General features: G+C 72.7%; 9 protein-coding genes. 3 read left to right on the top strand and 6 right to left on the bottom strand.

The features are described from left to right. The first annotated feature begins 166 nt into the window (after window positions 1-166). Window positions 167-781 (top strand): AMP-binding protein, encoded by a 615-nt coding sequence (locus IHE55_RS10730; protein ID WP_307826607.1) that lies wholly within the window; start codon window positions 167-169, stop codon window positions 779-781. After that, entirely contained in the window at window positions 778-960 is a 183-nt protein-coding gene (locus IHE55_RS10725) for a hypothetical protein (protein WP_197988814.1), read from the top strand. Before IHE55_RS10730 ends, IHE55_RS10725 begins: the two co-directional genes overlap by 4 nt. 16 nt (window positions 961-976) lie before the next feature. Here IHE55_RS10725 and mscL read toward each other — a convergent pair whose 3' ends face one another. The 6 genes from mscL to IHE55_RS10695 all read right to left on the bottom strand — a co-directional run bounded on the left by mscL (window position 977) and on the right by IHE55_RS10695 (window position 9144). After that, entirely contained in the window at window positions 977-1492 is a 516-nt protein-coding gene (gene mscL / locus IHE55_RS10720; RefSeq protein ID WP_197988813.1) for a large conductance mechanosensitive channel protein MscL, read from the bottom strand. Window positions 1493-1696: 204 nt separating this feature from the next. Then, window positions 1697-1963 carry an RcpC/CpaB family pilus assembly protein gene (locus IHE55_RS33510; protein WP_307826606.1) on the bottom strand — a complete coding sequence of 89 codons (267 nt, stop codon included), beginning with the start codon at window positions 1961-1963 and terminating at the stop codon, window positions 1697-1699. 869 nt (window positions 1964-2832) lie between these two features. Further along, window positions 2833-3681, bottom strand: a complete 849-nt coding sequence (locus IHE55_RS10710; protein ID WP_197988812.1) for an S-methyl-5'-thioadenosine phosphorylase — start codon at window positions 3679-3681, stop codon at window positions 2833-2835. 725 nt (window positions 3682-4406) lie between these two features. Continuing rightward, the gene (locus IHE55_RS10705) at window positions 4407-4739 is read right to left on the bottom strand and encodes an FmdB family zinc ribbon protein (protein ID WP_197988811.1); all 333 of its coding nucleotides are present in this window, start codon (window positions 4737-4739) and stop codon (window positions 4407-4409) included. A 66-nt stretch (window positions 4740-4805) separates the two neighbouring features. Beyond that, on the bottom strand, window positions 4806-6047 hold the full coding sequence (locus IHE55_RS10700; protein ID WP_232266190.1) for an MFS transporter: 1242 nt from the start codon (window positions 6045-6047) through the stop codon (window positions 4806-4808). A gap of 1288 nt (window positions 6048-7335) precedes the next feature. After that, window positions 7336-9144 (bottom strand): potassium/proton antiporter, encoded by a 1809-nt coding sequence (locus tag IHE55_RS10695; RefSeq protein ID WP_232265524.1) that lies wholly within the window; start codon window positions 9142-9144, stop codon window positions 7336-7338. Window positions 9145-9966: 822 nt separating this feature from the next. On the opposite strand from IHE55_RS10695, the gene IHE55_RS10690 reads away from it, so the two are divergent. Then, complete coding sequence (locus IHE55_RS10690) at window positions 9967-12897, top strand: penicillin acylase family protein (protein ID WP_197988810.1); 2931 nt, start codon at window positions 9967-9969, stop codon at window positions 12895-12897. Window positions 12898-13346 lie beyond the last annotated feature (449 nt).

The following is a 13346-nucleotide window of genomic DNA, read 5'->3' as shown; positions in this document are numbered from 1 at the left end:
GGGTGAGAGGTCGGTCGGACGTGATCTGGTCGATATGTCTCCTTCTGTGGGAATGATCGGGTATTCCGTTGCCGGGCGCGACGTATATCGGATGTTGAGCAGACGTTGATGCCGGGCCGCCATGCTCGTCGGCATGTCGATCGACCCCGTCCGAAGGAGGAACAGCGTGGCTCCAACCACCCGGACGGCACAGCTGTCGGCACTCGGCCGGCCCTCACGGGTGGCGCTGCGCTGGATCAGCGAGCCGGACCACACCGAGGAGCTGACCCACGGCGAACTGCTGGACCAGGCGGCTCGCGCGGCGACGGCCCTGACCCGGCTCGGGGTGCGGGCCGGGGACCGGGTGGCCGTCCATCTGCCGCTCATCCCCGAATCCGTCATCGCGACGCTCGCCTGCGGCCGGATCGATGCCGTGCGCTGCAGTCTCCCCATGGGACTGCGCGCCCATGAACTACGGGAACGGCTGCGGGAACTGGACGCGGCGGTGCTCATCACCGCCGACGGTGACCAGCGCTCCGGTGAGACCCGAGCCCTCAAGACGGTGGTGGACCGGGCCCTGGCCGACTGCACCGTGGTGCGGAGCGTCCTGGTGGTGCACCGGGCTCCCCGCCCGGTGCCGTGGACTCCGGGCCGGGACCTGTGGTGGCACGAGGCGCTGCGTCCCCGGCCCTCCCGCAGGAGCCGCTCCCGAGGCCTTCAGCAGGCCCGGGGCGCGCTGGTGGCACTCCCCGGTCGGCTGCCGGAGAAGACCCGCGCGGAGAGCCGTAACCTGGAGGTATGAGTACCGCCCCCGCCCCCGGCCCGCGCGATCCGGCGAGCGCCTTGGTCTTCGACGACCCTCTCGCGCAGCAGTCCTCGGACGATACGGACCAGGGGTGGGGCGAGCGGGCCCCGGGTGGCGCCGACGGCGCCGCCGACCTCGCGCGCTTCCTCGACGAGAAGCCGCCCCACCACCTGTAGCGGTCGCGGATCCGGATCAGGCGCCGGAGCCGGCCGGGGAGCCGGGGCTCGCGCCGGAACCCGGACCGGTGCGGCCGTTGCCCTGCTGGGCGACCAGGGCGTCGCGGATCTCCCGGAGAAGGGCGATCTCGGCGGCCTCCGTCTCGGCGTGCTCCTCTTCCGCCTTCTTGTCCCGCGCCGCCTTCCGGGCCAGGTAGCGGGACATGGGCAGCACCATCAGGAAGTACACGACGGCCGCGGTGATCAGGAACGTGAGCACCGCGCTGAGGACCGTGCCCCACATGATCGGAACGCCGCTGACCACGTCGCCCGCGTCGTTCGTCCGGCACGGCCCCTTGAGGCAGGACCGGTACTTCTCCAGGTCCTTGGTGCCAAAGGCACCGACCAGCGGGTTGATCACGCCCTTCACCACGCTGTTCACCACAGCGGTGAAAGCCGCGCCGATCACGACGGCGACCGCCAGATCGATCACGTTGCCCCGCATCAGGAAGGCCTTGAAGCCCTCCAGGACGCTCTTCTTCTCCTCGGGCAAGCTTCTGCCTCTCTCTTTCCGTGCTTCGTGCGGAATGTCCAATTCCGCTGCTCAGGGGAGGGTAGGCGGACGGCATGCGGGACCGCACCCGATTCCGGGGAAGTGAATGTGACGATTCGATGATGTGATGCGAATAACGGTGCAGGCGCCGGGCCGAGAAGCGTGCGGGAAGGCGGCTCAGGCGGACCGCCAGGCGCCACGAGATCAGCACAGCGTCACCGCCAGGCGTGAGGTGACCGACGCCCCCACCAGCTCGGTGGCGGTCGAGCGGCCCACAGCGAGCACGATGAGCGCACCCTCCTCGCCGGAACCGGCGGCCGGTCCGGCGGCGGGAACCCTGGCCACCCGTACACCCCGGGCCACGACCCGCGTCCTCACCGGCCCAGGAGAACCGTCGGTCGGCGCCGCCAGGACGTCCACCCTGTCCCCGGGGCGCAGCAGCCGCACCGTGGCCGCATCCGCGATGCGCACCGGAGCGGACACCGTCCGTTCGGCGGGACGGTCCGGATCCGCGACCGCTGCCCCGGACGGTGGTGCCCCGCCCGGGACCCGCGCCGAGTCGGTCGCAGGCACCTCGCCGGCACCGGGCACCGTGGCGATCGCCGTGGCCGCGGTCACCACGAGCCCGGCCACCGCCAGCCGCAGCCAACCCCGGCACGGCCATCGCCACCGGCGCCCCCACCACCGCCGCACCCGCACCGGATCGAACTGCGGTACGTCACAGGCCGGTGGCGCCGGCCGGGGCGGCGCCGGGGGGCCGAGGCCCGGCCGCCGTGACCATGGGGCGTGATCTGCGGCGGGCACCGGTTCACGACCCGGCCCGCCGGCCTCGGCGCCGACCGGGCCGGGCCGGAACGGAGGCGCGGAAGGAGACGCGGGGCGAGGGTTCGAGGGGATCGCTCGCGACGCGGCGAACGGGGCGGAGGCGAGGGGGAGAACAGGCGTGATGGTCATGCTGCACCGCGATTCGTCAGGGCCGGGGCCCGGTTGATCGGACCCTTCGACGATGCCTGTTTCTCGGCGACCCCGCTGCAGGCTGTGTGCTACCTGCCAGTTGTGGAAAACCGCGCCACTCGGCCGAGTGGTCACGGCCCCACGTGGTGGTGGCAGGGCCCGGCGTCGGGCAGCCTGTGATCAGACGCCCCGGGACACCTCAGCCACCCGTGAGAATCCCGGTCGTAGGACAGGAGGGCGGTCCCGGTCGCGGGCCGGACCGGACCGGGCAAAGAGTCTCCCGTACGGCACCGGTCCGAACCCGGTCGGTGTCCTGGCGCCTCTATCGGTCCGGCCGAGAGCGGGGCTCGGCCCGTCCTGTCGGGGGCGGACGGGCCGGCCCGGCATCACGGCAGATCGATACCGAGATTCCAGCCGTCGTGGGCCATGGTGCACAGGCAGTCCCGCCCCCGGCCGTCCGGCAACTCCCGGATGGTGTCGAAGAGCACCTCGCGCAGTCGTCCGATGTTCTCCCCGAAGACCCGCATGACCTCTCCGTGGGAGACGGCTTCCCCCGCCTCGGTGCCCGCGTCGAGATCCGTAACCAGAGCGATGGAGGTGTAGCAGAGTTCAAGTTCCCGGGCGAGCACCGCCTCCGGGTGCCCCGTCATACCGACAACCGCCCAGCCCTGTTCCGCATGCCACCTCGACTCGGCACGCGTGGAAAATCGAGGGCCCTCGATGACCACCATGGTGCCGCCGTCAACCGGCTCCCAGTCGCGTCCGCGCGCAGCGGCCAACGCCGCCTTCCGCCCGGCCGGGCAGTAGGGGTCGGCAAAGGTGAGGTGCACCACGTTGGGCACCCGACCGTCCGGCAGGGGCTCGCCGTCGAAAAAGGTCTGTACGCGCGACTTGGTCCGGTCCACCAGCTGGTCCGGGACGAGCAGGGTGCCGGGGCCGTACTCCGGTCGGAGGCCACCCACCGCACACGGTCCGAGTACCTGCCGCACGCCCAGGGAGCGCAGGGCCCACAGGTTCGCCCGGTAGTTGATCCGGTGCGGCGGCAGGTGGTGCCTGCGGCCGTGCCGGGGCAGGAAGGCGACCCGGCGGTCGGCCACCTCGCCGACGAAGATCGAGTCGCTCGGCGAACCGTACGGAGTCTTCACCGTGATCTCGGTCACATCGTCAAGGAACGAGTAGAAACCGGAACCGCCGATGACACCTATGTCCGCTTGTGCGTTGCTCGTCTCAGCCATGGCTGTCACCCTAGCGGCCGCGTCCGCGCCGCCGTGGTGGATGAGACGAAGAAGGCACGTGGCTCGCTCGGTCGCAGCCTCGGCATGGTGGAAACGCCCCACCGGTGGGCCTCCGTACCCCGCGGGTGGCGCGTGCCACTGTGGCCGGCCCCGGCCGGCCTCCCACGGCAAGCCCCGGACGCGACCCGGAGCCGGAAGGTCCCGGTCCCCGCCCCGGTGAGGGCGGGATGGCCGCGGTCCTCGCCCGGGTGGGGGCGGGATGGCCGCGGCCCCCGCCCGCTGGGGACGAGATGGGCGGCCCCCTCCACGCTGGGGGAGGGATGGCCGCGGCTCCCATCGGGAGGGGGCCGCTGTGCCCCGGGGTGGGTGCCGCTCCCCGGCCCGGGGTGAGGGCGCCCCTGTGCCCGGACCGAAGGCCTGGGGTTGGCGCCGGGCCGCCTGCCTCCTGCTCGCCCGGACCGACCGTCCGGGCCGGCGCTGGGGAGTCGGGGGACCTGCGCCCGCCGCGTCCTGCCCGCAGTCCCACGTCTGCGGCGAGACGGAAGCGGCGTCGGCCGACCGGCTCTGCGGCCGGTCGTTCGATCCGGGCAGGGACGGCCGGCCGGGTCAGGGGGCCGAGGTCGGGCGGGCCGGGACGTGCGGCCGGGTCCAGGGCTTGATGAGCGTGGGTACGGCTCGGCCCCCGTGCCCGGCAGAGGCGAGACGGGGGCCGGAGAAGCCGGAGGTCAGGCGGCGGACGAAGCGCTGCCGGACGAACTCGACGAGGACGAGGAGGAGGACGAGGACGACGTCGAGGATGACGACGACGAGGAGGAAGAAGACGACGAACCGCTGTCGCTCTTGGTCGTCGAGGACTTGGCCGGGCTGCTGCTGGACGAGGAGCCGCGACTGTCGTTCCGGTAGAAACCGGACCCCTTGAAAACGATGCCGACCGCCGAGAACACCTTCTTCAGGCGTCCCTTGCAGCTGGGGCACTCGGTCAGCGCCTCGTCGGTGAACTTCTGCACCGCCTCAAGGCCCTCGCCACATGCGGTGCACTGGTACTGATAGGTCGGCACTTGCTCCTCCTGGCACTCTCACTCGATGAGTGCTAACGACGCTCCATAGTGCAGTATTCCGGCCTGTCAGTCCACCGGGGCGGTCACACGGTGACCGACTCCACGTGCGGCCACCCGACCGGAGGAGGCCGGGGTGAGCCTCCGGCGGAGCGCCAGCAGCGTCACCAGGGCCAGTCCCGTACCGGCCAGCGGGACCAGGAAGCCCGCCTCCGCGCCGTGGTCGTCCGCCAGGCGGCCCGCGGCGGTCGCCGCCGCTGCCTGCCCCAGTGCCACCGCGCCGGTCAGCCAGGTGAACGCCTCCGTCCGGGCGGTCGCCGGCACCAGGGACTCCACGAGGGTGTACCCGGTGATCAGGGCTGGAGCGAGGCACAGCCCCACCAGGAGTCCCAGTGCGCCCAGCAGGAGCGCGGAGTGGGCCGCCCACAACGGAGCGGTGGCCAGGGTCAGCAGCGGATAGGCGATGAGCAGGCGCTGCTGGGGGCTGCGACGCCACATGATCGCGCCACTGGCGATACCCGCCAGCATGTTGCCGGTGGCGAAGATCCCGTAGAGGAGACCGTTGATCCCCGGCTGCCCGATTTCCTCGGTGAACGCCGTCAGGGAGACCTGCATGCCGCCGAAGACGGCTCCGATGCCGAGGAACGCGGCCACCAGCACCCGTACACCCGGGACGGCCAGCGCGGAACGGTCGCGACGGCCCGGTGCGGCACCGTGGGCGTCCAGGCCGTGACGGCCGGGGCGGGGTTGCGTGGCCCGCTGGGCGGCGAACAGCAACCCGCCGATCACGGTCAGCGTCGCCTCGGCGATCAGACCCGCGGCCGGATGCACCCCGGTGCACAGCGCGGTCGCCAGCACCGGGCCGACCACGAAGGTGAACTCGTCGGTCACCGACTCGAACGCCGTCGCGGTCGTCATCAGCGGCGACCCCTCCAGCCGGGCGGCCCAGCGGGCGCGCACCATGGGGCCGATCTGCGGCACCGAGGCACCGGCCGGCACCGCAGCCAGGCACAACGCCCACAGCGGAGCGTGCAGCAGCGCCAGAGTGGTCAGCAGGCTGACGGCCGTGGCATGCACCAATACGCCGGGCACCAGGACCGCGGCCTGCCCGAACCGGTCGGCGAGCTTGCCGGTCTGCGGCGCGCACAGCGCCATGGACACACCGGCGGTCGCGGAGACGGCACCCGCCGTACCGAAGGAACCGGTGGAGTGCTCGACGAGCAGCACGATGCCGATGGTGAGCATGGCGAACGGCTGCCGGGCCAGGAATCCGGTGGCGACGAAGCGCCATGCCCCATGGGTGCGCAGCAACTGCCCGTAGCCGGGGCGCCGCTCCTCCGCGGTGTCCCGGGAGGGCTTCCCCGGGGGGCCGCCGGGGCGTGCCGACGGGGCGCCGGACTCGTCCGCGCCGTCTCCGTGACCTGGACCGTTACCGCTGTTGTGCTGAGTGACCGTGGCTGCCACGGCCGGGCCTTTCCGCCGTCTGGTAGCGCACTCGCCAGGGATCACCGCCGGAGCGCGCCGAGAGCCGTCCTCTCGCGCGGGACCGTGGTAGATGCCGGACCGGTCGCCCTGGGCGGGGACCGCGGCCGCCGTGCGGTCGCGCCAGCTCTGCGTCAGACAGAGTTGGGTTGGTTATTGCCCGGATATGTTACCTGGTGGCCGAAGCCGTGAGACGGCCGGGGTGATCTCTCGCCCGGCCGACCCCACGCGACTCGGGCCCGGTGCGGTGGAGTGGCTTCGGGAGGCTCCGGCGGCGGTCGGGGCGGGGGCGCACCGGCCGGCATCGCCTGAGTGGGCGCGGTGGGGGCGTCGTACGCGGCGTTGCGGGGGCGGCGCTACGGGGGTCCGGGTGTGGTGCGGTGCGGTGGCACGGTCGTACGGGCCGGGCGGCCGACTCGGTCGTCGCTCCGCCCGTAGGGGTCCGATCGTGGTGTTGCCACCGGTTCCAGTGGTGCTCCGACCCGCGAGCGGGCGCGTTCACGGGTCGCCGGGCCCGGCCCGTACCGCCGCCGTGGTCGTACGGTCCCGTACCGCCGCTCGGCCGTACGTGTCCTGCGTACCGGCCCGGCCGGTACGCGGCCGTGTCGTCACCGAGGTGACCGTGGTCACCGACCGGCGCATCGGGCGGCGACCGGCCGATATGCACCGCGCGGGGACCGTCTCGACGTGCCGGCGGACGGAAGCGGTTCCCGGGCCGGGCGGTGTGTGCCCGGCCCGGGACCTGCGTCGGCCCACGTCTGCGGGGGGCCGGAGCCACCGGGTCCCGAGCCGGGGGCCGGGGTGCTCGGCCCGGGAGCGTGGCCCCACCGGGTCAAGCACCCGGCCCCCGGCCTCGGGTCAAGCACCGGCCCGGGGCCCGGCCGCGGGCCGACCACGCCCGAGCCGGACACTCCGCTGCGGCCAACCACGCCCGGGGGCTGGCCACCCGGACTCCGGGCCGAGCACCCGGCCCGGGGCCGTGCGACCCGAGCACCCGGCGCGGGGCCGTACGGCCCACCCGGCCACCCGGTGCCGGCCGTAGCGCCCGGGCGCCCGGCCCCGGCCCCGGCCCCAGTCCCCGTTTCGGTCCCGGTCCCGGTCCCGGCCTCGGCCCCGGCTATCCGGCGCGTCCGGGACGGCCGTGCCGGGAACTGCCGCTCCCGCCGCCGCTGCCACCGCCGGTCCGGTCTCCGTCAGCAGCCGCGCCACCGGTCCGGTCCGCGTCCGTCGCGCCGTCGGCCCGGGAGCTCCCGCTGTCGCTCGGGTTGTTGTTGCCGGTGGGGCCGTCTGCGGTGCCACCGGAAGGACCCCGGCCTTCGCCACCGGCGCCACGGCCCTTGCCGGACCGGCCGTGTCCGCCCTCGCCGGGCCGGCCGTGTCCGCCCCCGCCGATCCGGCCGCGTTCGCTCTCGCCCGACCGGCCGTGTTCGGTGCCACCGGACCGGCCGCGTTCGCCGGTACCGGTGAACGGGCCGGCGGCGCCGAGCCAGCCGGCGAGTTTGCCGCCCTGGGCGACGGCCCGGAGCCGGGACTCCGCCGCGTCCCGCACCGGGTCCGTGGTGACGACCAGCAGTTCGTCACCGCGCCGCAGGACCGTGGAGGGCAGCGGCACGAAGCTGTTGCCCTCGCGGACCACCAGGGTGACTGCGGCGCCGGCGGGCAGCCGCAGTTCACTCACCTCGACGCCGTGCATCCGGGACTCCGCGGGGATCGACACCGAGAGCAGGTGCCCCCGCAGCCGCTCCAGCGGCGCGGACTCGATGCCCAGGTCGGACGTGGCCTCGGAGTCGCCCAGCCGGAGCCGCCGGGCCACCCACGGCAGGGTCGGCCCCTGGATCACGGTGTAGACGATCACCAGCACGAAGACCACGTTGAAGATGCGCCGGCTGTCGGGGACGTCGCTCACCATGGGGATGGTGGCGAGCACGATGGGCACCGCGCCGCGCAGCCCGGCCCACGACAGCAGGACCTGTTCCTGCCACGGCATCCGGAACGGCAGCACGCTCACCACCACCGACAACGGCCGCGCCACCATGGTCAGCGCCAGCCCGACCACCACCGCGGGGACGATGTCGTCGCCCAGCTCGTGCGGGGTGACCAGCAGCCCGAGCAGGACGAACATGCCGATCTGGGCTATCCAGCCCAGCCCCTCGGCGAACCCGCGGGTGGCCGGCCAGTGCGGCAGACGGGAGTTCCCCATGATCAGCGAGGCGAGGTACACGGCGAGGAAGCCCGAGCCGTGCGCCAGCGCTCCGGAGGCGTACGCGACCACGGCGATGGCCATCACCGCGATCGGGTAGAGGCCGGAGGCGGGCAGTGCCACATGGCGCAGCCCGTACGCGCCCAGCCAGCCCACCGCGAGGCCGATCGCCGCTCCGATCGTCAGCTCCAGGGCGATCTCGCCGATCAGTACGTACCAGTGGTCGACCGGCCCGTGCGTGGAGAACGCCACCACCAGAATCACCACCGGGGCGTCGTTGAACCCCGATTCGGCCTCCAGGGCGCCCGTCAGGCGTTTGGGCAGCGGGACTTTGCGGAGCACCGAGAAGACCGCCGCGGCGTCCGTGGAGGACACCACCGCGCCGACGATCAGCGACTGTTTCCAGTCGAGTCCCACCAGGTAGTGGGCCGCCGCCGCGGTGACCCCCACGCTCACCGCGATGCCGACGGTGGCGAGCATTCCGGCTATCGGCAGGGCCGGCTTGATGTCCCGCCATTTGGTTCCCAGGCCACCCTCGGCCAGGATCACCACGAGCGCGGCGTAGCCGATGACCTGGGTCATCTCCGCGTCGTCGAAGGAGATGCCGAGGCCGTCCTGGCCCATGGCCACGCCGATGCCGAGGTAGATGAGCAGGGTCGGGAGCCCGCTGCGGGTGGAGACGCGTACCGCCGCCACGGCGATCAGCAGCACCAGCGAGCAGAGCAACAGAAGTTCGTTCAGGTGGTGGACAGTCAGGGGCCGGGCCTTTCTCGTGTGCGCTCAGGGTTGATCACGGGTTGTCTCGGCGCTTGCGGGCGGGTGGGTGCGACGTGGCAGCCGAAACGTTCCTCCGGCTCCCGCCACGGTTTCCGGTGCCGCACCACGGTTTCCGATGCCGCCTCGGTCTCCGGCTTCCGTCGCGGCGTCCGGCTCCCGCTTCGGTCTCCGTCTCCCGCCACGGTCTCCGTCTCCCGCCGCGGACTCCGGCTGCCGTCACAGCCTCCGCCTCCGGTCGTTCTCCGTTCTGTTCGGCCTCCTCCACTCTCCGGGCATCCTCCGTTCCGGGAGCGTCTCCGCTCCCCGCGTCCGGCCATCGGGCCGCCACAGGGCCGCCACAGGGCCGCCACCGGGCGGACGCCGGCCGGGCCCGGGGCGTCCGCCGCCGCGCGAAGGGCCGTCGGCCCCGGGGCCGGGTGGCTCCCCGGTTCCCTCCGTCCGCTTCGCCGCCGGTTCCGTCTCCGTGGTCTCGCGTACACGGAGGCGTCCTCGGCATCCCGGATGCGACGGGGCTTCCCCCACCGCGCCCGTGAATCGCCTTTCCGCGCTGGATATTTATGGCGTACACCCCGGAATGTCCGTTCCGGTTGTTCGGAACCGCACTCCGAAACTTCATTGCCTTGCCTAACATTTTACGGGTTCTTGACGCCAGTCCCATCCGATGGCGGCCCCGGTCCGTCCGCGAGGGAAGACTCCGCGTAAGGGTGGCCCCGGCGCTGCGCCTATGGTTGCTCCAGCACTCCAGGACCACCCTGCCCTCGAAGGACAGCGATGCCCGCCAACCAAAACGGCCCTTCTCGGAAGAAGAAGGGCCGACGTGCCCGCTTGATCGTGATCGCAGTCGTGCTGCTGCTCGTGGCGGGCGTCGGATACGGCACCTACTGGAGCGTCAGCACGGTGCGTGCCTCGTTCCCGGAGACCACCGGCTCCCTCCAGCTCAAGGGCCTGTCCGGACCGGTCCAGGTGAAGCGTGACGGCTACGGCATCCCGCAGATCTACGCCGACACCCCGGAGGACCTGTTCCGCGCCCAGGGCTACGTGCAGGCCCAGGACCGCTTCTGGGAGATGGACGTACGCCGCCACATGACCGCCGGCCGGCTGTCGGAGATGTTCGGCAAGGACCAGGTGGAGAACGACGCCTTCCTCCGCACCCTGGGCTGGCGGCGGATCGCGCAGCAGGAGTACGACACCAAGCTGTCGGCGGAGACGAAGAAGTACCTGCAGGCGTACTCCGACGGCGTCAACGCGTACCTCGACGACCACCAGGGCAAGGAGTTGTCGGTCGAGTACGCGGCCATGGAGTTCGTCAACGACTACAAGCCCGAGAAGTGGACCCCGGTCGACTCGGTCGCCTGGCTGAAGGCGATGGCCTGGGACCTGCGCGCCAACATGCGGGACGAGATCGACCGCGCGCTGTCCTCCAGTCGGCTCAGCAAGAAGCAGATCGAGGAGCTGTACCCGCCGTACCCCTACGAGCGGAACAAGCCCATCGTCGACGGCGGCGCGGTCGATCCGATCACCGAGGAGTTCGACCCGGCCGCCACGCCCCCCGCCTCCGGCAGCGAGACGCCCGGCGGCACCGGCACCGGCACCCCCGGCGGCACGGGCACCGGCACCCCCGACGGCACCGGCACCGGTACGGGCACGGGCACGCCCGGCGGCACCGGCACCGGCACCCCCGGCGGTACGGGCACCGGCACGGGCACGGGGACGCAGGGCACGGGCACCGCCGGCACCGGCACGCAGGGGACCGGCACCGGCACCCCGGCCGGCTCCACCCAGGGCCTGCAGACCCAGCTCAGCTCGCTCTCCCGCACCGTGGAGGACATCCCGGCGCTGCTCGGCCCCAACGGGTCCGGCATCGGCTCCAACTCGTGGGTGGTCTCCGGGGAGCACACCACCACCGGCAAGCCGTTGCTCGCCAACGACCCGCACCTGGCCCCGCAGCTGCCCTCGGTCTGGTACCAGATGGGCCTGCACTGCAACCGGGTGGACACCGCCTGCCCGTACGACGTGGCCGGCTACACCTTCGCCGGCATGCCGGGCGTGGTGATAGGCCACAACGCCAAGATCGCCTGGGGCATGACCAACCTGGGCGCGGACGTCTCCGACCTGTACCTGGAGAAGGTCACCGCGGACAGCTACCTGTACGACGGCAAGCAGGTCCCGTTCACCACCCGCAAGGAGACCATCAAGGTCGCGGAGGACAAGAGCCGTACGATCACCGTCCGCACCACCAAGGACGGCCGTCCGGTGATCTCCGACCGGGACGACGCGCTCGACGACGAGCTGGACAAGGTGGGCGAGAACGCGCCCGTCGGCAACCTCGCCCCGGACCGCGGGGACGGTTACGCGGTCTCCCTGCGCTGGACCGCCCTGGAACCCTCCAGGACCATGGACGCGCTGTTCGACCTCAACGCGGCCCAGGACTTCACCCAGTTCCGCAAGGCCGCCGCCGACTTCGCCGTTCCGGCGCAGAACATGATCTACGCCGACACCGACGGCAACATCGGCTACCAGGCGCCGGGCCGTATCCCGGTCCGCGGCAAGGGCGACGGTCGCTACCCGGCCCCCGGCTGGGACCCGGAGTACCGCTGGCAGGGCTTCATCCCGCAGTCCGCGCTGCCCTGGGAGAAGAACCCCGAGCGCGGCTACATCGTCACCGCCAACCAGGCCGTGGTGGACGACAAGTACCGCTACCGGCTCACCGACGACTGGGGCTACGGCGCCCGCAGCCAGCGGATCAACGACCTCATCGAGTCGAAGATCAAGGACGGCGGGAAGATCTCGACCGACGACATGCAGAGCATGCAGATGGACAACAGCAGCGAGATCGCCGAGCTGCTCACGCCCTACCTGCTGAAGATCGACATCAAGGACGGCTACGTCCGCGAGGCGCAGCAGCTGCTGGAGGGCTGGGACTACACCCAGGACTCCGACTCGGCCGCCGCCGCCTACTTCAACGCCGTCTGGCGCAACACCCTGATGCTCGCCTTCGGCAACAAGCTCCCCAAGGAGCTGCGGGTCGAGGGGCAGTGCCTGCGGGTGCGGCCGGCCGACGACTCGGGCCCGGTGGAGGACCTGGACGGCAACACCCGCACGGTCCGCGAGTGCGGCCAGCGGAGCCGGTCCTCGGCCCAGCCGGACGGCGGCGACCGCTGGTACGAGGTGGTGCGCAACATCCTCGACGAGCCGAAGAACAACTGGTGGAAGACGTCCGGCACCTCCACCAACCCCGGCGCCACCAACCGCGACGAGCTGCTCGCCCGGGCCATGAAGGACGCCCGCTACGAGCTGACCGCCAAGCTGGGCAAGGACGTCGACAGCTGGAGCTGGGGCCGGCTGCACCGGCTGACCCTGAAGAACCAGACCCTCGGCAAGGAGGGCCCCGGCTACATCCAGTGGCTGCTCAACCGGGGTCCGTGGAACCTCGGCGGCGGTGAGGCGGCGGTGAACGCCACCGGCTGGAACGCGGCCGGCGGCTACGAGGTCTCCTGGGTGCCGTCGATGCGGATGGTGGTCAACCTCCAGGACCTGGACAAGTCCCGCTGGATCAACCTCACCGGGGCGTCCGGCCACGCCTTCCACGACCACTACACCGACCAGACCGACAAGTGGGCCAAGGGTGAGCTGCTGCCCTGGTCGTTCAGCCGGCGGGCGGTCGACAAGTCCACCGAGGACGAGCTGGCTCTCACCCCGTGAGCCGCGGTCCGCGCGGCGGCCGGACGCCGCCGTGCGGACCCGCTGCCGCGTGCGGACCCGATTCCGGCCCCGCCCGCAGGAACCACACGGTTCCGGCGGCGGGGCCGAGGGCCGTATCCGCGGCCGTGCGCCGCCGCGTCCGCGCCCGGCCGCCCGTACCCCCCGCCCTGGGCCACCCCCGCCCTCGGCCACCCCGCCCCCCGGCCGTATCCCCTCTGTCAGCCTCCGGGACGCCCGCACCCACGCCCTGCGTCCACCCCTGGCCGCCGCCCCGGGCCCCGGACGCGCCCGTACCGGGCTCTCCGTCCCTCCCACCGGCCCCCCAGCCGCCCGTACCGGCGCCCCCGGCCGCCCAGCCCGCCCGTACCGCCGCCTCTGCGACCCCCTGCCCGCAGCCCGAGCCCCCCCACCCATCCGCCGCCGCTGCCACCCTGGCCCGCACCCGTGCC

It is taken from the genome of Streptomyces pactum (assembly GCF_016031615.1).
GTDB classification, from domain to species: Bacteria; Actinomycetota; Actinomycetes; order Streptomycetales; family Streptomycetaceae; genus Streptomyces; species Streptomyces pactus.
Note: the sequence above shows the minus strand (reverse complement) of the source record. Positions and strands in the feature narration are given on the sequence as shown.

Excerpts from the sequence above, each read along its gene's own strand:
- IHE55_RS10725 (WP_197988814.1), top strand. The coding sequence starts at position 778 with ATGAGTACCGCCCCCGCCCCCGGCCCGCGCGATCCGGCGAGCGCCTTG.
- IHE55_RS10710 (WP_197988812.1), bottom strand. The coding sequence starts at position 3,681 with ATGGCTGAGACGAGCAACGCACAAGCGGACATAGGTGTCATCGGCGGT.
- IHE55_RS10690 (WP_197988810.1), top strand. The coding sequence starts at position 9,967 with ATGCCCGCCAACCAAAACGGCCCTTCTCGGAAGAAGAAGGGCCGACGT.